This is a genomic window from Sphingomonas sp. Leaf198, assembly GCF_001424005.1.
GTDB lineage: Bacteria > Pseudomonadota > Alphaproteobacteria > Sphingomonadales > Sphingomonadaceae > Sphingomonas.
Window position 1 is genome coordinate 24,755 of the sequence record NZ_LMPX01000006.1, and the last position, 23,207, is coordinate 47,961.

Genomic DNA, 23,207 nt, shown 5'->3' on the forward strand with positions numbered 1-23,207 from the left:
TCGCAGAAGGAAGCGCTTTGGACAAGCTGGCGTGACAGCGACGGGCGTTTCGACGATCATTACCCCATCGAGCCAGGACGATCCTGCCATGAACGATGCCCTTCCGAGTTTCCGCACGCTGGCCGAGCAAGTCGCCTACGCTGCCGTCCTGGCTGACCTCGCCGGCCGCGATCGGGGAGACGAGGCGGTCATGATCTTTCGGGAACCGACCGACCCGGACGCGGCGGTGACCGCCGATGCCATGATCCGCGCCAGCAGCATCAGCGACGCGCTGTACGCCCGGCTGCTCGCCGCTGCTGATCGGTTCTATGCTTCGCCGCCGGATACCCGCACGGTCGCATTCGATGCGTTCTGCACGCTGGTCCATATCGGCCGCAGGCGGCATCCGTTCGAGCGGCTGATCCGGGAAGCGCGTGACCGGGCGGAGGCCCTGCCCTCGCCGATGGTCCAGCCAATCGGCCTCGCGGACTATGCCGCTGCACTGGGTTACCGCACCCGGGCGCCGAACTAGCGATGCTGGATGAGAAACTGGCGACGATCGCGCTCTACCCCGACACGCTGGATGCGTTACATCGGGTTTGGGAGCGGGGTTGAAAATCGCCGTCGCTTCCAACCTTGCTCTGCCCTACGCCAGCCCGCTGAAGGCCCTCCTGGGCGGTCTGGTGGAATTTGGCACTTCTCCTTCAATGCAGGTGCGATCAAGCCTGACATGGCGTTCTACGCCGGCCTGACGGCACACCTGGGAAGCGAGGCCAGTGAACTGCTGATGGTAGGCGACACCTGGCGCGATGACATCGTCGACGCCGTGGAGGCCCGATCACGTGCGCGGTAGGTCGATCGCGAAGGTCGTGCTCCCGTGCCGCTTCACCGCTGTTCGCGATCTTGGTGACGCTTATCCCGATCGCCAAAGAGCTGCGCAAATGATGGAGCTTGAACTTGTCCGTAGCGGCATCGATGCGGACCTTGGCCACCTTCATGTCCAGTGGTGGGCGGTTCGGGCCGATCTGTTGTGGCAGATCCTTATGGATGCCCCGGGTGCAGAAAAGGTAGCTGCGACACGCGCTGGAAGATTATTTTGATACTCGTGGCCAGCCTGAAACCAGCCGCGCTCGACTGATGCGAAACGCGATTGCGACTATCGCCGCACGAAAGCATGCCTGACGGCCATGGAAGGCGCAGGAGGCGCGTATCTGGTTTAATGATTAGCCGGCCCTGGGGGGTCGGTTTGATCCGCTACCGATGGCGTTTACGCTGCGATTAAATTATTTTCACTTTCGACCACGGGCCACCCCATTTTTAGCGATCCACAAGCAGTCCGGTAATCTACCTACCCGTCACGGTAAATGCTTGGATATAGGCACGACCCAATCCATTTTTCAAAGATATAGAAGCTCGCTGGTTAGAGGGTTTATATCTAATGTTAACTAGTTAGGTCACTTTTTGACGGGCTTAACTGTCCTTTTTTCAGCGAGTTAGCTCGATAACGCTGTTCCGGATGTGTCGTCATCTCGTTCCTAAAGTGTCGACACCTGGGTTCCCGAAGGATCGACCTTGCGTTCCTGAAGGACCGAGCCTTGTTCCTGGAGTGTCGAAGGCTCGTTCGATTGCGTAATTTTTTCGGCGCAATTGAATCAGTTCGGTGAGGTTTGTCCGAAGGGACGTTCAATTGCGACAGATACTCGAGCGTCAAGCGGGAGGAACATTCTCAAGCACGACACTTCGGGAACGGTTGGCCCAGTCTATAGCGATTTTGACGTACGCGCGGCTCCCCTGCCCTCCCGGGGCAGAGGCGGTTCGTAAGACGAAGCAGTGTTAACGCCCAAGTTCGTGGCGGTGCTTTTCATGGTAGCGCCGGACAAATCCGATGAACGCCGCCTGATAACTCACCGGCGTTCGAGCGCTGTCCCCCTCAACCCACGTGCGAAACTCATCGTGCAACGTCTGGTAATCCCATCCAGGGCATTCCGCGCGCAGCGTTGCCATTGTTGCGTCGGTGATTTCGCCAGCGGTCGCTCGTGTCGCCAGACTGGTCCGCGACCGTCGCAGCAGCGCTGTTACGTCAATCGTCTCATTCGCATCGTTGGCCGTCGCAGCGGGGTTAATTGACGTTGGCCTTGCTGCAGCCTTAGCGCCCTCTGCCCCGTGCGCCGTCACGGTCTTCAGCGGGCGCTCCACATCGCTGCGGCGTTGCATCCGCAGAGATGGCTCGCGCTTGCCAGCTGGCGTCTCCAAAGCGAGCGCATAGCCCGGCAGCTCGTTGCGCTCGACGATCTTAGCGATCTCGAACTTAAAGCGGCGATATTGCCCTTCGGCGCCCGACTTCTCGAATAGCGTCGGCATGGCAATCGCGAAGCCGACCTCCCCTGCCCCGCCAGCATGCTTGCGCGCGACGCGGTACAGCCAGCGCTCACGCCCGCCGGTCAGGTCGAAATAGGCACGGTCGATCGACAGCACCCCGCCCTGCATCATCACGCCTTCCCAGAACCAGTTCGACACCTCGATCGTCATCCCACGCGACCGCTCGGTTTTTTCGTCGACCAGCTGCGTCCAGCCGTCGAGCCAACTGAACGTCGCCTCTCGGCGGTTCTCGGCGCGAATGTTGGTCTTGATCGTGGTCGACACCAGCCGGTCGAGCGCCTGGCCGAGCAGCTCATACGCGCGTCCGGTCGTGGGCCGCCCGATCGCGCGGAGCAGGTCGTAGGGCATAAGGTGGAGCTTGCGCGGAACGTCGTTGACTCCGCGCCGGGCCATGTCCGCAAGCACGCTCGCGCAATAGATTAATATGTCCGCATCCCAGATCGTCGCCATCCCGTAATCGGGGTTGCCCGAGACGTGCACCCACAGCTTGCCGTCGGGGCTATGATAATCGATCGGTTTGACGCGCTTCGATTTGGCGAGGCTGAAGAACGGACGCTCCATCATCTCGCGCTGGTCGCGCAGCGGTAGGTCGGCGAGATATGGGAGGAGCAGGTCGAACCGTTCGGACACCCTCTGACGATCGGCGCGGGTCATGCCGCCACGCCCTGATTGTTTCCCCGGGGAAACATCGTCGGGGCGGTGGCGACAACCGTCCGCATTGATAGGGGACGTAGCATGTTTCCCGGGGGAAACACGTTCACCGCTGAAGTCCGCGGCCTGCGGCCTCCAGATGTACTAGCGCCTGCCGCAGCGCGTCGACCAGCTCGTCGTTCCCGGCGCCCGACCCGGCATGGAGCCGGATCGTCACGCCCTGTCGGTTGCTCGACTGGATGCTAAGCCCAGGGCGCCCATGAGGCGTGGTCCATGTGAACGGGGGCGCCGCGTCGGCGAGATCGTTCGACACCTCGAGCAACCGCCGCAGCACGTCGGCAGGAGGGTAGGGGGGCGCACCCCGATCGCGCCGTGCGGCCTGTTCACGCGCGAGATCTCGAGCAGCACTTTGAATAGCCTTAGCGGCAACCTTGTCGTCGAGCGCCTGCGCCAACGCATAGGCAGGTTTGAGTTGGACGTCGGCGGGGGAGGCGAACGCGGTGATCACCACGTCGGGGATCTGTGCGACCTTGACCATCTTTGACAGCCAGCCCTTTGACACCTTGAGCCGCTCCGCCATCCGCGTCAGGTGGTTGCCGTAATGCGCCTTGAGCGCCTCGGCATAATTGCGAGCACGCTCGAGATCTGACACATCTTTACGCGCGCGGTTCTCGAGATCAGCAAGCCGGAATGCGGCTTCGTCGTCGAGGTTGGCAACCTGCGCCACGAACTGCATCTCAGGATAGGAATGCGCGCGTAGCCAGCTGATCGACCAGTGGCGTCGCGTGCCCGCGATTACCTCGAAGTCATGCGCAGGATCGCCGTTGACACGACGTACCACTGCAGGAACCTTTTGCCCGCCCTCGGCGATGATGGAATCGATCAACTCCCGGCAGCCTTTTTCTGTAAGATGCTGGTAGCTACGCGCATTACCCGGCCAAATCCGTACACGTGCCGGGTCAAGCAGCAGCTGCGTCACTTGTCGCACTTCCCCGCTGGTCACGCGCGCTAGCGCAGTCTCGCGGTTGAGCAGTGTCGTCCCACGCGTCCGTTCAGGCGCGGGCGGGGCAGGGGGCGCGCCGGTGTCGATTTCGGCTGGTTCGTCGGCCAGCAAGGCCGCGAGATAGTCGGATTGCTTACGCGCCATGCGGCACCTCCGGCATTAGATTTATTAGGAACGTTGCCGCGCAGGACAGCACCGATTCTGGCTCACGCGACATGGAGTAGATCCTCCTCGCGTGAGGGCTCGACCCGGCCCCAGCCTTGCCGGACGAGCTGCTCGATCTGCCCCATGGCCTCGTCAAGATTGGCACGGCAGCGCTTGTGCGTCTTGGGCGTACCGATCGGCCGTTCAAGTTCGTAGATCGTCATCATCCGCATCGCTGCATGGCTTATCTCGGCGGATTCTAAGATCGGCACCGGAAGTAAGGCTGGACCGAAGCTCTGTTCCATAATCGTGCGGACCATCGCGTGGCTGGGATCGTTGCTGTCAAACTTCGAACATATAAGTCGGAGGAAGCTGTATTCGACCTCTATTCCGGCATGCGCGAGCTGCTGTAGCACCTGGTTCATCATCGATAGAAATTGTACGGTTGAGCAAAAATCGGGTGTCGTCGCGGCGAGTGGGACGAGCAGCGCATTTGCCGCCTGCATTACCGCGAGGCTGATCGTCCCAAGAGCAGGTGGGGGATCGAGCAGTACCACGTCGTAATTGCGCGCGAGATCGGCCAGCCCCTGTTTAAGCTTGCGGAAGCGGGCGGCGAGCACCGACTGCCCGTCCGATCCCGCCGCGGCGAGTTCATATTCCACGTCGAACAATTCGAGGTTCGACGGGATAAGGTCGACGTTGGGCCACGGCGTCGATTTGACTGCATACAGCAGGTCGGCCTGGGTCGGATCGATCGACAGATAGGGGTAGAGCGTCTCTTCTCGCGTGATATTAAAATGGGGGTTAAACCCGAACAGCGTCGTTGTCGTCGCCTGGCTATCGCAATCGACCACCAGCACACGGTACCCCTGCACCGCGAAATAATGCGCGAGGTGGCAGGTAACCGTCGACTTGCCCACCCCGCCCTTGAAATTCTGCACTGCGATGATCGCGGGGATATCAAGCGGCGCGCGGGCAGGAGAGGCGCCAAGCACCTCCCGCATCTGCAGCAGTTCCTCGACCGAATAGCCAAGTCTCCGCCCATTTTCACCCGCCGGCGCAGGGGGGAGGCGACCATCATCCTCGGCCATGCGGATCCGGTTAGTCGAACAGCCGAGCAATTGCGCCGCCTCGGCGATTCCGAAGCGGACATTGAGGCCCTTCCTGCTTTCGGGCAGGAATGCCTTGCGCCGTAAGCGTTCGATCATCCGCTCCCCCGCGTCCGCAAGTTCACCGATATGGTTGACGATGGCATTCATGAACCGGTCCCATCGCTCATTTGAAGCTTTCGACCGTGTTTATACGCGAATGGAATTCAAAACGTAAGAGTGCGTCACAAAAAGGTTTAGAATGGATCTGTATCGAGCATTAACGTGCTACGCTGCGATCTTGTAGGCGCTATCTGCACAAGCGTTACTGCTCGTCAGCAAGCAGAGGCGCTACCGAGGATCGCGGTTGGCGATACGTAGCGCGCCGTCGCAGTCTTGTCGCGAACGTGCCGATTTTCGCGACACGGAAACTGCTGCCGGTTATTGGAATGATATGTGCCGAAAACACCCGTTTGTCGTGCATCCAGGATGGCGACAGGGTTTTCCGCCGTAATCGATGCCTTCAGGGACAAAGGCGTCGTCCCGGCACGGTCTGCTGAACAACAGCTACTGCCAGATCCGGCCGCTCGTGGGCGATGTCCCGTCCTACTATGGCGCAAATCTGGTGGAGTGCGGTCAGACAGGTTTCAGCAAGGAGATGGCGATCGCGGGCGGTCCCACAAAGGATGGCGTTTTGAGAATGCCGATGCGTACCTACCGCCGCTGCAACCCGATCACGTCCAACAGCGCATCCGCGGCTTTCGTGCGATAGCGTTCCTTATGCCGCAGCCCGAAGAAGGGGCGAGGAGCGAATGTGATCGGTGCGACGTGCAACAGACCTGCCTTGATGGCCGGGTCGACCACCAGCGCCGACAGGACAGCAACGTCCACCCCAGCCTCCACGGCCGTTCGGACGCTTTCATTAGACGGCATCGTCAGCGCCACGTCGAGGGCAGCCGGATCGACCCCCAAGCCGCGCAACTCGCTATTCAACGTCGATCGCGTGCCTGATCCAGGCTCCCGTTGCACCCAGCGCGCTCGTCGCAGCCATGTCGCGTCGATGTCGATGTCGGCGAAAGGTTGTGCTCCGACGAGCAACAGCTGGTCTTCGCCGATCGGCCAATGCGCCAACGCTGGATCTTCGATCTCGCCCTCGACAATACCCAGATCGGCCTTGCCGTCATTGACGTGTACCGCGGCCTGCCCGGTGTTGCCGATCGACAGTTCGATACTGATCGCCGGATAGCGCTCATGGAAAGTTGAAAGGATGGGCGGCAACCAGCAGACGGCGATGGTCTGGCTGGCGACGAGGCGCAGCGTGCCCCGCTTCAGTCCGCCAAGCTCCTCCAGCACCGTCTCGGCCGCGTTGGCCCGCGCAAGAACTCCGCGAGCCTCGGTCAGGAACAGCCGTCCGGCCTCTGTCAGAGCGATGCCGCGCCCGACGCGGTGGAAGAGCTTGGTTGCGTGTCGCTCCTCAAGCGAGGCGATGGCTGCGGAAGCCTCTGACTGCGTGACGTTTAAGGCCGCGCCGCGACGGTCATATGCTTGCGCTCGGCCACGCCGACGAAGATGCGCAGTTGCTCCAGTGTCACACCGCACCTGATATAGAAACCGATCACGATTGACGATCGGAATGACAACAAGGCTAAGTTGGAGCGATCGGTAGGCAGGGTTTAGATCGTGCGACGGAAGGAACACCGCCGTGGCCAGTTTTGCCTATCCCGATCGTATATTCCCGACCGTCCAGACTAGCAGATTGCCCGCGCTGCTGCCCGGCGTCGGCCTCTGCCTCGCCGTCACCGGCTCGGCCTACGCGCTGGAGGTGGGCGAGCGCGCACTGGCCGGCAAGGCGTGGCTGGAGGCGCTGGTGCTCGCCATCCTGATCGGCACCGCCGTGCGCAGCCTGTGGACCCCGGATGAAAGGTGGCACGAAGGCATCGCATTCAGCGCCAAATACTTACTGGAGGTGGCGGTCGTCCTGCTCGGTGCTTCGGTCAGTGCCGCGACCATCTTGGCGGCCGGGCTGCCGCTCCTCGCCGGTATCGCCGGCGTGGTCGTGAGCGCAATCCTGCTCAGCTTTGGGATCGGCCGATTGCTCGGCTTGCCAACGCGGATGGCGCTGCTGGTGGCTTGCGGCAATTCAATCTGCGGCAACTCCGCCATCGCGGCCGTGGCACCGGTAATCGGCGCCGACAGCGACGACGTAGCTGCCTCGATCGCGTTCACGGCGGTACTGGGTGTGGTGGTAGTGCTTGGCCTGCCACTGCTCGCCATTGCGCTCGGCATGGGCGGGCTCGCCTTCGGGGCGCTCGCCGGGCTCACTGTCTATGCCGTGCCGCAGGTGATCGCAGCCGCCTCGCCGTTGGGCGCCACCGCCGTGCAGATGGGTACGCTCGTCAAGCTGGTGCGCGTGCTGATGCTCGGGCCGGTGTGCCTTGTTCTGTCGCTGGTGGCGCCTCGTCTCGCGCCGCAGTCGGTTCCCGAAGGCGAGTTCGTCGCCGGTGCGCCTACGGCCAAGCGGATGGACCTCGCCCACCTCGTGCCCTGGTTCATCATCGGCTTCCTCGCACTGGTCGCCTGCCGCTCGCTAGGTCTGGTGCCGACCGTCGCCATCGCGCCGATCGGCCGGAGCGCCACGCTGCTGACCGTCGTTTCCATGGCGGCGCTCGGGCTCGGCGTGGACGTCCGCACCGTCGCCAAGGCCGGGGGCCGCGTGACCATGGCCGTCGTGTTGTCGTTGCTCGGCTTGGCCGCGATCAGCCTGACGCTGCTGGCCGCGCTGCACATCGCATGATCGGGCAAGATAGTGAGGATGAGGCCGAGGCCAAACCGATTGTCAGGCGTTACAATAGCATGAGCGAGCTGATGATAGAGCGGAACCCCGAGCCCTACAACGCCGAGCCGGTGCCCGGCGCCTTGATCGAGCGGTTTTTGACGCCACAGAACCTGTTCTATGTGCGCAGCCATGGGCCCGTGCCGGACCTGCCGGCCGATCACCGGATTGAGGTGGGCGGGATCAGTGTGGGCGAGTGCTCCATCTCGATTGCGGAGTTGAAGGCGCGCTTTCCGGTCCGGACTGTCACGGCTGTGCTTCAATGCGCCGGCAACCGCCGGACCGATCTCCAACAGGTGGGCAAGACTTCAGGCGATCCATGGGACATAGGCGCGATCGGCAATGCCGAGTGGACGGGCGTGCGGCTCGCAGACCTGTTGGATGCAGTTGGAGCATCGGACGCGTCCAACCTGTTCGTCTGCTTCACCGGCGCTGACGAGGTGGATGTGGAAGGCGAGGTGGCACCGTTCGGCGTCTCGATCGCTATGACCAAGGCGCGGGCGCCCGACGTGCTGCTCGCCTGGGCGATGAACGGCGAACCGCTGGCACCCGAGCACGGTGCGCCGTTGCGTCTGGTCGTGCCAGGCTATGCTGGCGTGCGTAGCGCCAAGTGGCTGACCCGGATCGAGGTCAAGGACACGCCCTCCGAGGCGCCGATCCAGGCGCACGATTACAAGCTTTTTCCGGCCGACGTGACCAGCGAGACGGCGGACTGGACGCAAGGGCTGACGATCAACGCCATGCCGCTCAACGCCGCGATCTGCTCGCCTGGTTCGGGCGAGAGCCTGCCCGCGGGCAAGGTCCGGATCGAGGGCTATGCCGTCGCCTATGAGCGCGGCGTGTCGCGGGTAGAGGTGTCGCTGAACGGCGGTCGAGACTGGCGGCAGGTCGATTTCTCCGACGATCCGGACGGGCAGTGGAGCTGGCAGCGCTGGTCGCTAGATGCGGAACTGCCCAAGGGGCGCCAGCACCTTGTGGTGCGCGCGTTCGACGATGCGGGCCAGGGTCAGCCCGAACTACCCGATACGATGTGGAACTTCGCCGGATACCTCTGCACGGCCTGGCACCACGTCCACGTGCTGGTCGAGTGAATCCGCCGCCTTTGTCGGTCGATCTCGCCTTCTGGGTCGACGCGATCGGCAGGATGATCGTGGCGACGGCGGCCGGCATGACGCTCGGCTGGGAACGGTCACGCGAGAACCGACAGATCATGGGTCTGCGGACGCTAGGGCTGGTCGGGCTCGCGAGTTGCATCGCCGTCCAGGCGATCGTCCACAGCGGCTTGCCGAACGTGAACGCCGATGCAGCAGGTCGGGTGATGCAGGGCATCCTATCCGGCGTCGGCTTCATCGGCGCGGGCGCGGTCCTGCGCGTCGGCAGCGGGCAGGAGGTGCATGGGCTGGCAACGGCGGCGTGCATCTGGGTGTCAGCGACGCTCGGAGCGGCAGCGGGATTGGCGGTGTGGCCACTGCTTGTGGGCGGTCTGCTGCTGGCGATGCTCGTGCTGTTCGTCGGCGCACCGCTCGAACGCCGTATCCGCGAACGCGCCCGGCAGACCCCGGCCGAAGCGGACCGGCGGGACGCCGAGCAGAAACCCTGAATAATCCTTGGCGCGAAACGGTGTACCAGTAGTTTTGCAGACGGAGGACTTCATGAGCGATATCGACAAGAAGAAGCCCACCACGCAAGAATCGGCCGAGATTCTGGAGCTGGAGGAGTCGGTCCGCGCCAAACACAAGGCGAAGGTTGACAACGTCAAGGAAGATGATCGCTTCTGAGCCGGTTGGCGCCGCTAAGCCGGGCTGAAGGAGCGAACGAGAGCGAGGCCGCCGAACAGCGCGAGCACGCCCAGCCCAACCGATCCGACAACATAAAGGGCAGCTTGCCCGACTTCGGCTCTCTCCTAATGCAAGGCCGCTTCCAGCGAGAAGGTCGAGAAGGTCGTGACGCCGTCCAGCCCGCCGGTGGTGAGGAACAATCGCCATCCCGGGCTCGATCCGCTTCGCAACAAGAACCAGCCCCCCAGCAGACTCATAAGGAATGAGCCGAGCACGTTGATGATGGGCGTTCCGATCGACAGGTCGGGGCCGAACAGGCGCAGGCTGAGGCCGTTCAGCCCATACCGCAGCATGCCGTCGGAACCAGCCCCGGCGAACACAATCAGGTATGGCCCCATGCCTCAGCCAACCAGCTCGGCCGTATCCGCATCTTCCTGGCGCAAGCCCGCCGGGCTGACCGTCCAATGCTCCAGGTGCTTGTAGACGATGACCTTGTTCGCAAGCAGGTCGCCATGCGCCCGGCAGAAGCCTTCGAGCTGCTCGCGCTGGCCGATCAGTTCGACACACATGGTGAGGTGTGGATCGGCGATCTCGGCGCCGTTCTCATGCACCGGGCCGTGGTTGCTGTAGCCGTAGTGGGTATAGTGGGCGACAGCGTTCATGATTCCGTCCGCCTTGGCCTGCGCGACGAGCGTTCGGTCGAGCGGCTTGGCAGCCCAGCGTGAGCGCGTGCCCGGCTTTACCGCCTTATCGGCTAGCTTCATGTAGATGCGGACCAGCCGATCTCGGTCTGCGACACGTGGTGGGCGTCGGACATGGATAAGCCTTCCGTGAGGTAAGGAGCGAACAGGTCTGAAAGGTCGGACACGGGACGGAGCGCGCGCGCATCGCGCAGCGTCAGGTCCGGCGGCAGGGTGCTGCCCGCCCGCTTCGGCACCGCCACCCGTTGCGACAGGTAGATGCCGTTATGCCCGGAGCAGGCGTAAGCGACGAAACAGGCGACCGCGACCGGCACTGCGGTCTCGGCGCCGAACAGCTCGACGCCCATGATCGTGCAGGCGAGCGGCGTATTGGCCGCGCCCGCGAACACCGCCACGAAACCGAGCGCGGCAAGGAGGTCGACGGGGACACCGATCGGGCCGGCGAGCGCATGACCCAGCACCGCGCCGATGAAGAACAGCGGCGTGACCTCGCCGCCCTTGGGCGGCGGCTCTTCGCCTGCTCCGCCGGCCACAGCAATCGGATGGCTGCGAGCAACAGTATCGGTCCGTCAGTTATCCTGCCGTTTCGGGCCTGTCATCCGGCAACCATACAGTTTCATTTCTACATCGGATTGACGTTGCCGCACCGCGGCGACATATAGCGGCCGAAGGCGATGGATTTCCGCCTGGCTATGTTGGCCGAACCGCCCTCGCAAGGGCCGATGATTCCTACCGGGCGCCGCAAGGCAGCAAGGAGGAATTGTGCGCGCGACGTTTCGCAATCTCTATAACGAATTAAATTTGGCCGCTTTTTTTCGCGATCGCCATGACCATGCCCTGTCGGTGTTGCGCTGGACGCTGATCCTCGTGCCGATGGCGGCGCTGGTGGGAACACTCTGCGCGGCTTTCCTCTGGAGCCTCGACGCCGCGACACAGGCGCGGTTCGACTATCCCTGGCTGCTTTACCTCCTGCCCTTAGGCGGAGCGGCGGTCGCGTTGCTCTATCACCTGACCGGCCGTTCGGTCGAAGCGGGCAATAATCTCATCGTCGAGCAGATACACGAGCCCGGAGGCGGCGTTCCGCTGCGCATGGCACCGTTGGTCTTCATCGGCACGATCGCCACTCATCTCTTTGGCGGTTCCGCAGGGCGTGAGGGCACTGCGGTCCAGCTCGGCGGCAGTCTCGCCAGCGCCGTTGCCGGCCTCTTCCGGCTCGATCCTGCCAGCGTCCGCATTCTGCTTATGGCAGGTGTCGCAGCCGGCTTCGGTGCGGTCTTCGGGACCCCGCTCGCCGGGGCGGTGTTCGCACTCGAGGTGCTGGCCGTCGGACGTATCGAATACGGCGGCATCATCCCCTGTCTGCTAGCCGCGCTGGTCGGCGACTGGGCATGTCACGCCTGGGGCATCCATCATACGCCTTACCACATCACCTATGTGGCCTCCGCGAGCGGTGCCTTGTTCGTCGAGCCGGTGTTGCTCTTCAAGGCGGCAATAGCCGGCGTAGCGTTTGGTCTCGCCGGACTTGTGTTTGCAGAAGCCAACCACGCCTTCGGCGGAGTTTTGAAGCGCCATATCCCTTACGGCCCTGCGCGTGCGGCGCTGGGCGGGGTGCTGGTCATCGCGCTGGTCTGGATCGTTGGTACACGCGCTTATCTCGGCCTAGGCGTATGGTCGGCCATTCCCGGTGATCCCACGATCGCCGGCTTTTTCACCGGCCCTGCCGATCGGTGGAGCTGGGCGCTCAAGATGCTGTTCACGGTCGTGACGCTTAGCGCCGGCTTCAAGGGCGGCGAGGTGACCCCACTATTTTTCATCGGCGCAGCGCTCGGTAATGCGCTCGGTTGGCTGCTTGGCGCACCGCTCGATCTGTTCGCGGGACTAGGCTTCATTGCGGTGTTCGCTGGCGCGGCCAATACGCCGCTCGCCTGCACGATCATGGGGATCGAGCTGTTCGGAGCGGCCCACGCCGTCCCAATCGCAGTCGCTTGTTTCATCGCCTACATCTGCTCGGGCCATAACGGCATCTACCTGTCGCAGCGGATCGCGGTGCCAAAGCGCGCGTCTCGCGCGCATACCGGGGCTGCGACCCTGCGCGATGCTCGTGCGTCACGGCGCGGCCCCCGTCCATCCCCGACCCCCGTCATCACCAAGGAGCATGACTGATGTCTCAACAGCATAAGGTGACGCCGAGCGAGATCGGTATGATCCGCATCTATCTAAAGCCATCCGACAAGATCGCGACCGGATCGCGCAGCTTCTGGTCGCGCAAGCCGCTCTACCGTGAGCTTGTCGCGCAAGCGAAGCGCGACGGCATCATGAACGCGGTCGCTCACAACACGCACTACGGCTACAGCAATCACGGCCCGGTGCGCGAAAATGGTTCCGAAATCGCCGATCCGCACCTGACCATGTGTGTCGAGTTGATCGGGCAGCGCCACGAACTGGAACGCTTCTGCGAAGCACATGGCGAGATCCTTGGTGGCAAGGTTATCGTCTACAAGCATCTCGAACACTGGAGCATTGGCTCTGCCGGTATCCGTCACGAAGATGCCGCGCCCGCGATCCTCGCGGCAGAGCCGGAGTGAGCGCGAGGATGAGAAGCACCGCTTCAGCGTCCTGGCTCGTCTGGGCATTGGGCTCCGCCGGCTTCGCCGCGATGACCGCGATTTTCGCGAAGATCGGCGTCGAAGGGATCGACTCCGATTTGGCCACGCTCTTTCGGACGCTGGTGATAGTTGCCGTGCTGACCATCCTTCTTGCGGTCACGGGCAAATTTCAGCCACTCGATGCGATCAGTCCGCGAAGCTGGCTGTTCCTTGCCCTTTCGGGCCTTGCGACGGGTGCCTCCTGGATTTGCTACTTCCGCGCCTTGAAGATCGGCGATGCCGCCCGCGTCGCACCGATCGATAAGCTGAGCGTCGTCCTCGTCGCGGTGCTCGGCGTGGCGTTTCTCGGTGAGCATCTTTCCACCCGCGGCTGGCTTGGGATCGTCCTGATCGGTGCGGGAGCCGTGCTCGTCGCCCTTGCCTGAACCTCGAAACCGGAACCCAACGATGCGCCTCCTTGCGACACTCTCTGCGACCCTGGTCCTCACGGTCTCGCCCACGGTTCAGGCGCGCACGCCAAAGCGCCACCCGGCGCCCCACAATGTCATTCTTGTCGTGATCGACGGCCTGCGAGGCAAGATCGTCACATCCCAGAGCGCGCCGACGCTCGCGCAATTGCGGGACACCGGCACCTATTTTTCCAACAGCCACTCGGTCTTCCCGACGTTCACCACCGCCAATGCGTCGGCGCTCGCAACCGGTCACCAGCTCGGCGACACCGGAGACTTCAGCAACACGATATGGACTCGTGCGCCGATTGCTGCAGCTGCCGGCAGCGTGACGCCCTTCCTCGAGAACGATGCTGTTCTGGGCGAGGTCGACGAGCATTTCGGGGGCAATTACCTCAACGAGACCACCGTTCTCGAAGCGGCGCGGCAAGCAGGGTACGGCACGGCCGCGATCGGCAAGCTCGGTCCCGCATTGATCCAGGACCATCGTGCACGCGACGGAGCCACCACACTCATCATCGACGATTCAACCGGGCGTCCCGGCGGGATTCCGCTGTCTGCCGACGTTGCCGCTCGCCTCACGCAGGCAGGGCTTGCGCTGCAAGCACCGGACCGCGGCAGTAACGGACGGTCCGGGGATGCCCGAATCCCCGGAACGACGAGTGCCAACCGCGTGCAGCAGGACTATCTCATCGACGTCGCGACCCGGGTCGCTTTGCCGGTCTTCCGAAAGCAGCACCGGCCGTTCGCCATGGTGTTCTGGTCGCGCGATCCCGATGGCACGCAGCACAATCAGGGCGACAGCCTCAATCAGCTGACGCCGGGCATCAACGGTCCCACGACCTTCGCCGCGATCCGCAATGCCGACTATGATCTAGCGAAGCTGCGCGCAGCACTCGATCGCTTGGGTCTTGCGAAGACGACCGACATCATCGTCACGTCGGATCACGGCTTCTCTACGATCTCCAAAGAAAGCCGGACCAGCTCCGCAGCACGCGGGCGCTATGTCGATGTTCCCGAAGGTTTCCTACCGCCCGGCTTCCTTGCGCTTGATCTGGCGTCCGCCTTGAACATGCCCGTATTCGATCCAGAAGCGGGCAACACGCGGGTCGCGGACGGCAAGCATCCGAGCCGCGGCAACGCGGTGCTCGGTGCCGATGCGACGAGACCTGACGTAGTGGTGGCGGCAAATGGCGGGTCCGACCTCCTCTATCTACCGACCCGCGATCCTGCCCTACCGGCACGGGTCGTTTCCGCACTGCTGGATCAGGACTATGTCAGCGGTATCTTCGTCGATGACCGCCTGGGAGCAATCGCCGGAACACTGCCGCTTTCCGCGATCAATTTGAAGGGCGAGGCACTCCCGCCGGTGCCGTCGATCGTCGTCAACTTCCGATCCGCCAACACCGGGTGTGCGATTGCGACAAACTGCCAGATCGAAGTCTCCGATACGACCCTCCAGCAGGGGCAGGGCATGCACGGCAGCTTCGGCCGCGGTGACACATTGAACTTTACCGCAGCGACCGGCCCGGACTTCAAGCGCGGCTTTGTCGATCCAGCACCGGTCAGCAATGTCGACGTGGGCCGCACCATGATGGCATTGCTGAATCTCCTCCCCACCCCGCGCGGCCATCTGACCGGCCGGGTACTGCGCGAGGCGATGCCGGGTGGAACGGTGCCGCGCTACGAGGGTCGCGAAGAGCGCTCGCAGCCTGCTGCCAACGGCCTCGCGACCGTCCTGCAATATCAGCAGCTGGGCGGCATCCGCTATCTCGATGCCGGCGGCTTCCCCGATCGGACGCTCGGTATAGGAACAGCATCCGTCCCATCGGGTGAAAAGGCGATGCGGCGATGAACCGGCTCCCACAGATTTGGCTCGTCCGTCACGGTGAAACCGCTTGGAGCGTTTCGCGGCAGCATACGGGACGGACTGACATCTCGCTGACCGAGGCAGGAGAAGCCGCGGCGAAACGAATAGCCGAACGTCTGCCAAGCTTGGACTTTACCGCCGTCTGGTCGAGCCCTTCGATACGGGCGCGCCGGACCGGGGAATTGACCGGTTTCGCGACCCGCCTGGTGCCTGCCGACGATCTCGCGGAATGGGATTACGCCGCCTACGAGGGACGAACCAGGAAGGAGATCCTCGCCGACCGCCCGGACTGGAACCTGTTCCGCGACGGCTGCCCGCAAGGAGAGACTCCGGAGGCGGTCGCAGCCCGAGCCGATCGCGTCATCGCATCGCTGCGTGGGCGCAACGCCGATGTCCTGATCTTCTCGAGCGCTCATATTCTCCGCGTGCTGACAGCGCGCTGGCTCGGCTTACCCGTCGGGGCCGCTGCCTATTTCCTGCTCGATACGGCCAGCATCAGCGTCCTCGGGTACGAACATGATGGCGACGAGCCGGTCATTCGGTCGTGGAACCAGTCATGATGCGCCTTGTGACGCGGTACTTCGCGTATCCAAATGAGGGTGCCTGGATGGGATGGGCGGGGAAGAGCCATCCTGCGCCGTCGCAAGGGTTCAAACGATCCGGTGCCCAGCATTCCGGAAACTTCACACACGCCTTCACCCCCGCCCGGGAGACGATGCCATGAGACTGCTTGCCGTGATTGTCGGTGCCGACAGCGCTGCCGCCTGCCTCGATGCGGCGGTTCTCGCCGCCAGATCTCTTGGCGAGTCATCGATCGAGGCCCTCAATGTTGTCGTCGATCCCGAGCAGATCGCGGTTGCGAGCGAGGAGATCGACTTTCAACGCCTACGCGCGCGCGACGAGGGGACAGCCCAAGAGCGCGCGGATGCGGCGCGGGCCGCCTTCGTTGCCTGGACCGCAGCTACCAGCGATGACACACCCGAGGTCGCCTGGCGCTCGATCGTCGGCACCGAAGAAGCGACGGTCAAACAGGAGGCGGCAAATGTCGATGCGCTGATCGTCATCGCGCGCGAGCAGACGATGGACGGCGGCGACGCCCTGCACGCCGCAATTTTTTCGACCGACAAGCCCGTCCTCATCGTCCCGGCTGGGTGGAGAGCCGGCGCGCGAACCGGCTTCGAGCACATGGCCGTCGGGCTCAGCGACAGTGACACGGCGTGCCACGCCATTGAGGAGGCAGCCCCGTGGCTTCGTGTCGCCAAGCGTGTCACGGCAATCCGCATCGGTGAAGAAACCGATCCGGCGCTGGGCTTGGAAGCCTTGCTCGACGAAATCTGTGTTCGTCACGAATTGCATGTGGTGCCGCGCTCCAGCGAGAATCTGGGTGCCCAGCTCGTCGCCGAAGCGAAAGCGATCGGCGCCGAGCTTCTCGTGACCGGCGCCTATCGGCACAACCAGATCATCGAGTGGTTCATGGGCGGCACGACGCGCCACATCCTCGCCGCTGCCGATATACCCCTGCTGATGGCGCACTGAGGGGTGACGATGCTCCCGCACGCGCGTCTGGTCCTCGTTCGACACGGCGAAAGCGAAGCCAACGCAGCCAACCGATTTACTGGTTCTGCGGATCCGGCGCTAACGCCTCTGGGGCACCGTCAGGCCGAGGCGATCGCACACCGCCTGATCGCGCAAGGCATTCGGCCTGCACGGATTTTCCGCTCTACCCTTCGGCGTTGCGCGGACACGACGGCTATCGTCACTGCCGTGATGGGGGCACCAGATGTCCCTATCACGGTAGACCGGTCGCTCAACGAGCGCGATTACGGTGCGCTCACTGGTCTCAACAAGACCGAGGCGTCGGATCGCTACGGTAAAGATCAGGTCCGCCAATGGCGACGCTCCTATGCGGCTGCCCCGCCACACGGCGAGAGCCTGCGCGACACCGTCGCGCGCGTGCTCGCCTATTACGTTCGGACGATGCTGCCTGCCGTGATGAGTGGCGGCACGACACTCGTCGTCTCCCACGGCAACGCGTTGCGGGCGCTGGTTATGGCGCTCGACGGCCTTGATGCCGCCCGGGTCGAGACCCTCGATATCCCGACCGGAGGCGCGATCCTCTACGATTTCAGTTACACGACCGCGATCATCGGTCGCGCTATCCTTCAGTGACAAGGACTCCGACCATGCCGGCCAGCAGCCACATCACCAGCCTCCGTGCCCTCGAGATCCTCGACTCCCGAGGCTATCCGACTTTGTCCGTCACCGTGACCTTGGACAACGGCATCACAGCATCGGCATCGGTGCCGTCGGGTGCGTCGACAGGCGCACATGAGGCCGTCGAGCTCCGCGACAACAACCCCGATCGTTTCGCCGGAAAGGGTGTTCGGCAAGCCCTGCAGAACGTCGAAGGCGAGATCGGCAGCGCGATCATCGGAATGGATGTCTGCGCGCAGCCGGACATCGACCGGGTGATGATCGAACGCGATGCCACGCCGAACAAGGCGCGGCTTGGCGGCAATGCGATTCTGGGTGTTTCGATGGCGGTCGCGCGCGCCGCATCATCGGTGCTCGCGCAGCCGCTTTACGAGACGCTCGCCGGTACGACCGACTACCTCCTTCCGATGCCGTGCATGAACGTCCTGAATGGTGGCAAGCATGCCGATAGCAGCCTCGACTTTCAGGAATTCATGATCGTTCCGGTGGGAGCCTCCAGCTTCGCCGAAGCGATGCGCTATGGTGCGGAAACCTATGCCGCATTGCGCGACCTCCTCCATGGTCGCGGCCTCAAGACGGCAGTCGGCGACGAAGGCGGATTTGCCCCGAACCTCAAAAGCAACGAGGCCGCCTGCGAGTTGATCGTCGATGCGATCGAAGCCGCGGGTTATCGACCGGGTACAGACATCGCCATCGCGCTCGATCCAGCCGCATCGTCCTTATCGGATGGGGAGCAATACGATCTTGCGCGGTCGGGAACGGGCCTGCTCGACCGCGCAGGCTTGCTCGCGCTCTACGGGCGCTGGATCGATGCGTATCCGATCGTTTCGATCGAGGACGGGTTCGGTGAGGAGGACTGGCAAGGGTTCATCGACCAGACCGTAAGCCAGGGTAGCCGGATCCAGATCGTCGGCGACGATCTCCTGGTCACCAATCCCCGGATCATCCGGGAAGGCATCGCTCGAAAAGCTGCCAACGCAGCCCTCATCAAACCCAATCAGATCGGCACCGTCACGGAGACGATCGAGGCGGTTCGCATCTGCCACGCTGCGGGATGGGGAACGATGGTGTCGCACCGGTCGGGCGAGACCACGGACGCCTTTATCGCCGATCTCGCGGTTGCGGTCGGCGCCGGGCAAATCAAATCCGGCGCACCCTGCCGGGGTGAGCGTTTGGCCAAATACAACCGACTGATCGAGATCGAAGCCGAGCTCGGCGCCAAAGCACGTTTCACCAATCCCTTCGTGTCGCGACCGAAGCCCCGGACGTGACGGATCTACCCTCGCTGATCGCTCCGATCGTCCTCGGCATCGTCGAGGGATCGACCGAGTTCATCCCGGTTTCCTCTACCGGCCATCTCATTTTGACCGAACGACTGATCGGCTACGAAGGGCGGCAAGCCGGGATCAGCGATGTCGTCATTCAGGTCGGGGCGATCCTCGCGATCTGCTGGTTGTACCGCGCGCGGCTCTGGTCGGTCGTCTCCGGCTTGTCGTCCGATGCCGACGCCCGCCGCTTCTCGAGAAACGTGCTGGTCGCCTTCCTTCCCTCGGTCGTGGTCGGCGCGTTGGCGCATGATTTCATCAAGCGCCTTTCGGTGCACCGTTTCCAATTGTTGGTCGCCGCTCTCCTCTCGGTGACGGCAGTTCAGATGATAGTGACGGGGTGAACGATGCCGATCTGGCTTGGCTTTCTGGTCGTGTTCCTGGGCTCGGGCGTGGGCGGCATGCTGCGTCACGGCGTCGGCATCGTGGCACTACGTCTTATGGGGCCAACCTTCCCTTGGGGAACCTTGGCCATCAACGTGGTCGGCTCGGCGCTGATGGGCATGATGATCGGCCTGTTTGCCGCCAAGAGCATCGAAAATGCGGAGTTGCGCCTGTTCGTGACGACGGGACTTATCGGCGGATTTACGACCTGGTCGACCTTCTCGCTCGATGCCGTGACATTATGGGAGCGCGGCGAGACCGGCGCCGCGATCGGCTATGTGCTGGCAAGTCTTGTTCTCTCGGTCGTCGTTCTGGCGATTGCTCTCGTTATCACCCGACGGTGGGGATGATTTCGGAACGATCGGCGCGCGGGCCGCATTGGATTCAGAGTTTCCATGGACCTTTAATCGGACGTCTTTTCCATGCTCAAATATCTCGCTGCCGGCGCGCTGGCACTCGTCATCGCTTCCCCCGCCCTCGCTGACGACGATCGGGTGACCCCGCGCCAGCGGGCCTCGACGCTTACCGCCTTGAAGCGGATCGGCTGCACTGCGCCACGCTCGATCGAGCGCGACGATGGTGGCTTCGAGGTCGACGACGCACGCTGCCGTGGCGGCCGCTATGACATCAAGCTAAACCGCAACTTCAAGGTCGTTTCCCGCGAAAAGCAGGACCGCGACGACGACTGATCCGACGCCTGCGCGTCTCCTCGCATCTAATAGCGAGCCTTTGGCGTTGATGCTTTAAAGGAGACGCATATGGCCGAGACGGACAAGGATGAGCCGACCACGCAGGAAACCGCGGAGATGGTCGAAGTTGGCGAAATGGTCGCCTCGGAGAAGCGTAAAGACGACCGATCGTCTCCAGAAGCGCCGGGGCTAGGGGACAACATCGAACGTCGCGAAGACTGATCACGTAGTCGGTTTCGACGGTCGACGACTAACAGCCCAGCAGGCCATTGGCTGGTATTGCACAGTAGCCGCTCTGATCTTCCATCGCGTCGGGGCGAGGTCAAACACCTCGAGGGGGTGCCGTGGTCGCGATAGTCGACAAGTCTGTCGTCAGGTCGATCCCTACGCGAACTTCCTTGCGCTCGGAATAGCGGTCGACGAGTTGTGCCGCGTGCGGGCGCAGCAGCACCGTGAACCGCACCAGTTCCTCCATTACGTCTACGATGCGGTCATAATAGCTCGACGGCTTCATGCGATCGTCCTCGCCGAATTCGGCGAACGCCTTGGCGACGCTCGACTGGTTCGGTATCGTCACCATTCGCATCCAGCGGCCGAGCACGCGCAGCGTGTTGACGCTGTTGAACGACTGCGAACCCGCCGATACCTGCATGACTGCCAGCGTGCGTCCCTGCGTCGGTCGCATCCCGCCCATCGAGAGCGGCAGATGATCGATTTGGAGCTTCATGATGCCGGTGATCTGGCCGTGCCGTTCAGGGCTGCACCACACCTGACCTTCCGACCACAACGACAGTTCACGCAGCTCGTGGACGGCCGGATGGTCGTCGCCGACGACCTGATCGGGCAACGGCAGCGCCGAGGGATCGTAAATGCGCGTTTCGCATCCGAAGAATTGCAGTAGTCGCGCCGCTTCCTCGACACACAGCCGCGAGAATGACCGCTCGCGCAAGGAACCGTAGAGCAGAAGGATTCGTGGCGGCGGAGCACCCGCGCCGAGGCCATGAGCAGGTCGTTCGATCGCATAGCTTCGATCGAGCGCGGGCAGATGGTCGGGGTCGGAGAGCGTTCGAACAGGCATCAGGCGGTTCGTGGTCCCAAGAGGATGATACAGGTGCCGATCAGACAGAGCGCCGCGCCGCTCACATCCCAGCGATCGGGCCGCACGCCTTCGACGGTCCAGAGCCAAGCAAGCGATGCACAGATGTAAATGCCGCCGTAAGCGGCATACGCTCGTCCCGCGGCATCGCTGTCCACGCGGGTGAGGAGCCATGCGAACAGGATCAATGAGACGACGCCCGGAGCAAGCCACAAGGGTGACTTCGCCATGCGAAGCCAGGCCCAGAAGGCAAAGCATCCGCCAATTTCAGCAAGCGCCGCGCCGATGTAGATCAGGGCTGTCATCCGATCGTGATCCTCAATGCCAAGGCGGCAAGCGTGACCAGCAATACCGGCACAGTCAGCGTGATACCGACACGGAAATAATAGCCCCATCCGATCCGAACACCTTTCTGGCCGAGGACGTGGAGCCATAACAGCGTTGCGAGCGAGCCGATCGGCGTCAGCTTGGGGCCAAGATCGCAGCCGATGACATTGGCGTAGATCATTGCTTCTTGCACGGCGCCAGTGGCATGGGTCGCGTCGATCGACAGCGCGCCCACCAGTACGGTCGGCATGTTGTTCATCACGGACGACAGGATGGCCGCGATCACGCCTGTCCCGAACGCCGCCCCCCACACGCCGCCCTGAGCGGTGCGATCGAGCAGCGCGGCGAGATGGTCGGTCAGGCCCGCGTTTCGCAGCCCGTAGACGACCAGGTACATGCCGAGAGAGAAGATCACGACCTGCCACGGTGCGCCGCGCAGCACCTTGCCGGTCTGGATCACATGGCCCCGTCCCGCAATTACCAGCAGCAGGATCGCGCCGGCAGCGGCAACGGCGCTGACCGGCACGCCGATCGGTTCGAGCAGGAAGAAGCCAGCGAGCAGCAGCGCGAGGACGATCCAGCCGGCACGGAAGGTCGCGGGGTCTCGGATGACATCGCGCGGCGCGCGGAGCGCCCCCACGTCATAGTCTTCTGGGAGGTCGCGCCGGAAGAACAGCAGCAGCACGCCCAGCGTGGCGGCGATCGACACCAGATCGACCGGGACCATCACGGACGCATATGTGCCGAACCCGATCTTGAAGAAGTCGGCTGACACGATGTTGACGAGGTTCGAGACCACCAGCGGCAGGCTGGCCGTGTCGGCGATGAACCCGGCCGCCATGACGAACGCCAGCGTCGCCTTGTCCTTGAACCCCAGCGCGCGCAGCATGGCGATGACGATCGGCGTGAGGATCAGCGCCGCACCATCATTGGCGAACAACGCCGACACCGCCGCGCCGAGCAGCACGATCAGGACGAAGAGTCGGCGCCCATGTCCCCTGCCCCAGCGCGCAACGTGGAGCGCCGCCCATTCGAAGGATCCAGCTTCATCGAGCAACAGGCTTATGACAATGATCGCGACGAATGCAGCCGTCGCGTTCCAGACGATGCCCCAAACGACCGGGACGTCGGACAGCGTGACGACGCCCGCGAGCAGCGCCAAGACGGCCCCGGCGATCGCGCTCCACCCGATTCCGAGCCCCTTGGGTTGCCAGATGACGAGCACGATCGTGACGACGAAGATCAGGACGGCAAGAAGCATCAGGCGATGCGCTGGCCCGAGGCGTTTACCACCTGTTGTCCGTCTTCCTTCGCGAACGCGCCGCGCTGATCGCCCGGCAGCAGATCAAGCACGGCTTCGGACGGCCGGCAGAGCTTCACGCCGAGCGGTGAGACGACTATCGGCCGGTTGATGAGGATCGGGTGCGTCATCATCGTATCCACCAGCGCGTCGTCGGACAGCGATGTGTCGCCCAGGCCGAGCTCCGCATAGGGCGTACCCTTTTCGCGTAGCAGCTCGCGGGGCGTTATGCCGGCGCGGTCGATCAGCTCGACCAGCAGCGCGCGCGAGGGCGGGGTTTTCAGATATTCGACCACGTGCGGTTCGATGCCGGCATTGCGGATCAGGCCTAGCGTGTTGCGCGACGTGCCGCACACGGGGTTGTGATAGATCACGATATCGACGGCCACGG

27 protein-coding genes, 1 pseudogene and 1 riboswitch are annotated in these 23,207 nt (G+C 63.3%); of the genes and pseudogenes, 17 read left to right on the plus strand and 11 right to left on the minus strand.

From position 1 onward, the window contains the following. Positions 1-88: 88 nt before the first annotated feature. Positions 89-511, plus strand: coding sequence for a hypothetical protein (locus tag ASG20_RS18575; protein ID WP_056056349.1), 423 nt, complete (start codon positions 89-91; stop codon positions 509-511). 1,301 nt (positions 512-1,812) lie between these two features. Here the strand turns inward: ASG20_RS18575 and ASG20_RS18580 are convergent. The 4 genes from ASG20_RS18580 to ASG20_RS18595 all read right to left on the minus strand — a co-directional run bounded on the left by ASG20_RS18580 (position 1,813) and on the right by ASG20_RS18595 (position 6,942). Further along, complete coding sequence (locus ASG20_RS18580; protein WP_056056352.1) at positions 1,813-3,012, minus strand: replication initiator protein A; 1,200 nt, start codon at positions 3,010-3,012, stop codon at positions 1,813-1,815. Positions 3,013-3,115: 103 nt separating this feature from the next. Beyond that, positions 3,116-4,156, minus strand: a complete 1,041-nt coding sequence (locus ASG20_RS18585) for a ParB/RepB/Spo0J family partition protein (protein ID WP_056056354.1) — start codon at positions 4,154-4,156, stop codon at positions 3,116-3,118. A 62-nt stretch (positions 4,157-4,218) separates the two neighbouring features. Next, entirely contained in the window at positions 4,219-5,415 is a 1,197-nt protein-coding gene (locus ASG20_RS18590) for an AAA family ATPase (RefSeq protein ID WP_056056356.1), read from the minus strand. 543 nt (positions 5,416-5,958) lie between these two features. Beyond that, positions 5,959-6,942 (minus strand): LysR substrate-binding domain-containing protein, encoded by a 984-nt coding sequence (locus ASG20_RS18595; RefSeq protein WP_443025964.1) that lies wholly within the window; start codon positions 6,940-6,942, stop codon positions 5,959-5,961. 4 nt (positions 6,943-6,946) lie between these two features. Here ASG20_RS18595 and ASG20_RS18600 point away from each other — a divergent pair, with 4 nt between their 5' ends. The 4 genes from ASG20_RS18600 to ASG20_RS20065 are packed head-to-tail and all read left to right on the plus strand — an operon-like array spanning position 6,947 to position 9,855. Continuing rightward, complete coding sequence (locus tag ASG20_RS18600) at positions 6,947-8,038, plus strand: YeiH family protein (RefSeq protein ID WP_181321202.1); 1,092 nt, start codon at positions 6,947-6,949, stop codon at positions 8,036-8,038. Positions 8,039-8,097: 59 nt separating this feature from the next. Beyond that, a complete protein-coding gene (locus ASG20_RS18605; RefSeq protein ID WP_031440360.1) occupies positions 8,098-9,168 on the plus strand; it encodes a sulfite oxidase in 1,071 nt (356 codons plus the stop codon). Continuing rightward, positions 9,165-9,677: an MgtC/SapB family protein gene (locus tag ASG20_RS18610; protein WP_107963382.1), complete on the plus strand. Its 513-nt coding sequence runs from the start codon at positions 9,165-9,167 to the stop codon at positions 9,675-9,677. The genes ASG20_RS18605 and ASG20_RS18610 overlap by 4 nt, the downstream gene beginning before the upstream one ends. 52 nt (positions 9,678-9,729) lie before the next feature. Continuing rightward, positions 9,730-9,855 carry a hypothetical protein gene (locus tag ASG20_RS20065; RefSeq protein WP_258191424.1) on the plus strand — a complete coding sequence of 42 codons (126 nt, stop codon included), beginning with the start codon at positions 9,730-9,732 and terminating at the stop codon, positions 9,853-9,855. A 125-nt stretch (positions 9,856-9,980) separates the two neighbouring features. Here the strand turns inward: ASG20_RS20065 and ASG20_RS18615 are convergent, their stop codons facing one another. From ASG20_RS18615 to ASG20_RS19200, 3 genes and pseudogenes are all read right to left on the minus strand, one after another. Next, the gene (locus ASG20_RS18615) at positions 9,981-10,253 is read right to left on the minus strand and encodes a CrcB family protein (RefSeq protein WP_201780755.1); all 273 of its coding nucleotides are present in this window, start codon (positions 10,251-10,253) and stop codon (positions 9,981-9,983) included. Between the two features lie 3 nt (positions 10,254-10,256). Next, a complete protein-coding gene (locus ASG20_RS18620; protein ID WP_082471096.1) occupies positions 10,257-10,619 on the minus strand; it encodes a DUF190 domain-containing protein in 363 nt (120 codons plus the stop codon). A gap of 104 nt (positions 10,620-10,723) precedes the next feature. Then, positions 10,724-11,056: pseudogene (locus ASG20_RS19200) on the minus strand (chloride channel protein); the annotation flags it as partial. Positions 11,057-11,217: 161 nt separating this feature from the next. After that, positions 11,218-11,295: riboswitch (Fluoride riboswitch) on the plus strand. Between the two features lie 23 nt (positions 11,296-11,318). Between ASG20_RS19200 and ASG20_RS18625 the strand changes: the two are divergent. The 12 genes from ASG20_RS18625 (at position 11,319) to ASG20_RS19595 (ending at position 20,315) form a co-directional block, all read left to right on the plus strand. Further along, complete coding sequence (locus ASG20_RS18625) at positions 11,319-12,719, plus strand: voltage-gated chloride channel family protein (protein ID WP_056056360.1); 1,401 nt, start codon at positions 11,319-11,321, stop codon at positions 12,717-12,719. A 38-nt stretch (positions 12,720-12,757) separates the two neighbouring features. Further along, positions 12,758-13,141: a DUF190 domain-containing protein gene (locus tag ASG20_RS18630; RefSeq protein WP_236698802.1), complete on the plus strand. Its 384-nt coding sequence runs from the start codon at positions 12,758-12,760 to the stop codon at positions 13,139-13,141. Then, positions 13,138-13,587, plus strand: coding sequence for an EamA family transporter (locus ASG20_RS18635; protein WP_330218696.1), 450 nt, complete (start codon positions 13,138-13,140; stop codon positions 13,585-13,587). Before ASG20_RS18630 ends, ASG20_RS18635 begins: the two co-directional genes overlap by 4 nt. Beyond that, a complete protein-coding gene (locus ASG20_RS18640) occupies positions 13,556-15,466 on the plus strand; it encodes an alkaline phosphatase family protein (protein ID WP_201780756.1) in 1,911 nt (636 codons plus the stop codon). The genes ASG20_RS18635 and ASG20_RS18640 overlap by 32 nt, the downstream gene beginning before the upstream one ends. After that, positions 15,463-16,041, plus strand: a complete 579-nt coding sequence (locus tag ASG20_RS18645; protein ID WP_056056368.1) for a histidine phosphatase family protein — start codon at positions 15,463-15,465, stop codon at positions 16,039-16,041. The genes ASG20_RS18640 and ASG20_RS18645 overlap by 4 nt, the downstream gene beginning before the upstream one ends. A gap of 160 nt (positions 16,042-16,201) precedes the next feature. After that, the gene (locus ASG20_RS18650; protein WP_107963384.1) at positions 16,202-17,017 is read left to right on the plus strand and encodes a universal stress protein; all 816 of its coding nucleotides are present in this window, start codon (positions 16,202-16,204) and stop codon (positions 17,015-17,017) included. A gap of 9 nt (positions 17,018-17,026) precedes the next feature. Continuing rightward, positions 17,027-17,650, plus strand: a complete 624-nt coding sequence (locus ASG20_RS18655) for a 2,3-bisphosphoglycerate-dependent phosphoglycerate mutase (RefSeq protein WP_056056401.1) — start codon at positions 17,027-17,029, stop codon at positions 17,648-17,650. 14 nt (positions 17,651-17,664) lie between these two features. After that, entirely contained in the window at positions 17,665-18,966 is a 1,302-nt protein-coding gene (gene eno / locus ASG20_RS18660) for a phosphopyruvate hydratase (protein ID WP_056056370.1), read from the plus strand. Beyond that, complete coding sequence (locus ASG20_RS18665; protein ID WP_056056372.1) at positions 18,963-19,364, plus strand: undecaprenyl-diphosphate phosphatase; 402 nt, start codon at positions 18,963-18,965, stop codon at positions 19,362-19,364. Before eno ends, ASG20_RS18665 begins: the two co-directional genes overlap by 4 nt. Before the next feature lie 3 nt (positions 19,365-19,367). Further along, positions 19,368-19,754, plus strand: a complete 387-nt coding sequence (crcB, locus tag ASG20_RS18670) for a fluoride efflux transporter CrcB (protein WP_056056373.1) — start codon at positions 19,368-19,370, stop codon at positions 19,752-19,754. A gap of 72 nt (positions 19,755-19,826) precedes the next feature. Beyond that, positions 19,827-20,093 (plus strand): PepSY domain-containing protein, encoded by a 267-nt coding sequence (locus ASG20_RS18675; RefSeq protein ID WP_056056375.1) that lies wholly within the window; start codon positions 19,827-19,829, stop codon positions 20,091-20,093. A gap of 69 nt (positions 20,094-20,162) precedes the next feature. Continuing rightward, positions 20,163-20,315 (plus strand): hypothetical protein, encoded by a 153-nt coding sequence (locus tag ASG20_RS19595; protein ID WP_156364448.1) that lies wholly within the window; start codon positions 20,163-20,165, stop codon positions 20,313-20,315. A 100-nt stretch (positions 20,316-20,415) separates the two neighbouring features. Here ASG20_RS19595 and arsH read toward each other — a convergent pair whose 3' ends face one another. The 4 genes from arsH to arsC are packed head-to-tail and all read right to left on the minus strand — an operon-like array spanning position 20,416 to position 23,205. Next, entirely contained in the window at positions 20,416-21,171 is a 756-nt protein-coding gene (gene arsH / locus ASG20_RS18680) for an arsenical resistance protein ArsH (protein WP_056056376.1), read from the minus strand. Further along, positions 21,171-21,494, minus strand: a complete 324-nt coding sequence (locus tag ASG20_RS18685) for a YnfA family protein (protein ID WP_056056378.1) — start codon at positions 21,492-21,494, stop codon at positions 21,171-21,173. The genes arsH and ASG20_RS18685 overlap by 1 nt, the downstream gene beginning before the upstream one ends. Beyond that, positions 21,491-22,777 carry an arsenic transporter gene (locus tag ASG20_RS18690; protein WP_056056380.1) on the minus strand — a complete coding sequence of 429 codons (1,287 nt, stop codon included), beginning with the start codon at positions 22,775-22,777 and terminating at the stop codon, positions 21,491-21,493. Before ASG20_RS18690 ends, ASG20_RS18685 begins: the two co-directional genes overlap by 4 nt. Beyond that, complete coding sequence (arsC, locus tag ASG20_RS18695) at positions 22,777-23,205, minus strand: arsenate reductase (glutaredoxin) (protein ID WP_056056381.1); 429 nt, start codon at positions 23,203-23,205, stop codon at positions 22,777-22,779. The genes ASG20_RS18690 and arsC overlap by 1 nt, the downstream gene beginning before the upstream one ends. Positions 23,206-23,207 lie beyond the last annotated feature (2 nt).

Excerpts from the sequence above, each read along its gene's own strand:
- ASG20_RS18575 (WP_056056349.1), top strand. The coding sequence starts at position 89 with ATGAACGATGCCCTTCCGAGTTTCCGCACGCTGGCCGAGCAAGTCGCC.
- crcB (WP_056056373.1), top strand. The coding sequence starts at position 19,368 with ATGCCGATCTGGCTTGGCTTTCTGGTCGTGTTCCTGGGCTCGGGCGTG.
- ASG20_RS18580 (WP_056056352.1), bottom strand. The coding sequence starts at position 3,012 with ATGACCCGCGCCGATCGTCAGAGGGTGTCCGAACGGTTCGACCTGCTC.
- ASG20_RS19595 (WP_156364448.1), top strand. The coding sequence starts at position 20,163 with ATGGCCGAGACGGACAAGGATGAGCCGACCACGCAGGAAACCGCGGAG.
- ASG20_RS18620 (WP_082471096.1), bottom strand. The coding sequence starts at position 10,619 with ATGAAGCTAGCCGATAAGGCGGTAAAGCCGGGCACGCGCTCACGCTGG.
- ASG20_RS18675 (WP_056056375.1), top strand. The coding sequence starts at position 19,827 with ATGCTCAAATATCTCGCTGCCGGCGCGCTGGCACTCGTCATCGCTTCC.
- ASG20_RS18590 (WP_056056356.1), bottom strand. The coding sequence starts at position 5,415 with ATGAATGCCATCGTCAACCATATCGGTGAACTTGCGGACGCGGGGGAG.
- ASG20_RS18630 (WP_236698802.1), top strand. The coding sequence starts at position 12,758 with ATGATCCGCATCTATCTAAAGCCATCCGACAAGATCGCGACCGGATCG.
- ASG20_RS18585 (WP_056056354.1), bottom strand. The coding sequence starts at position 4,156 with ATGGCGCGTAAGCAATCCGACTATCTCGCGGCCTTGCTGGCCGACGAA.
- eno (WP_056056370.1), top strand. The coding sequence starts at position 17,665 with ATGCCGGCCAGCAGCCACATCACCAGCCTCCGTGCCCTCGAGATCCTC.
- ASG20_RS18615 (WP_201780755.1), bottom strand. The coding sequence starts at position 10,253 with ATGGGGCCATACCTGATTGTGTTCGCCGGGGCTGGTTCCGACGGCATG.
- ASG20_RS18655 (WP_056056401.1), top strand. The coding sequence starts at position 17,027 with ATGCTCCCGCACGCGCGTCTGGTCCTCGTTCGACACGGCGAAAGCGAA.
- ASG20_RS18645 (WP_056056368.1), top strand. The coding sequence starts at position 15,463 with ATGAACCGGCTCCCACAGATTTGGCTCGTCCGTCACGGTGAAACCGCT.
- ASG20_RS18690 (WP_056056380.1), bottom strand. The coding sequence starts at position 22,777 with ATGCTTCTTGCCGTCCTGATCTTCGTCGTCACGATCGTGCTCGTCATC.
- ASG20_RS20065 (WP_258191424.1), top strand. The coding sequence starts at position 9,730 with ATGAGCGATATCGACAAGAAGAAGCCCACCACGCAAGAATCGGCCGAG.
- arsH (WP_056056376.1), bottom strand. The coding sequence starts at position 21,171 with ATGCCTGTTCGAACGCTCTCCGACCCCGACCATCTGCCCGCGCTCGAT.
- ASG20_RS18605 (WP_031440360.1), top strand. The coding sequence starts at position 8,098 with ATGAGCGAGCTGATGATAGAGCGGAACCCCGAGCCCTACAACGCCGAG.
- ASG20_RS18650 (WP_107963384.1), top strand. The coding sequence starts at position 16,202 with ATGAGACTGCTTGCCGTGATTGTCGGTGCCGACAGCGCTGCCGCCTGC.
- ASG20_RS18685 (WP_056056378.1), bottom strand. The coding sequence starts at position 21,494 with ATGACAGCCCTGATCTACATCGGCGCGGCGCTTGCTGAAATTGGCGGA.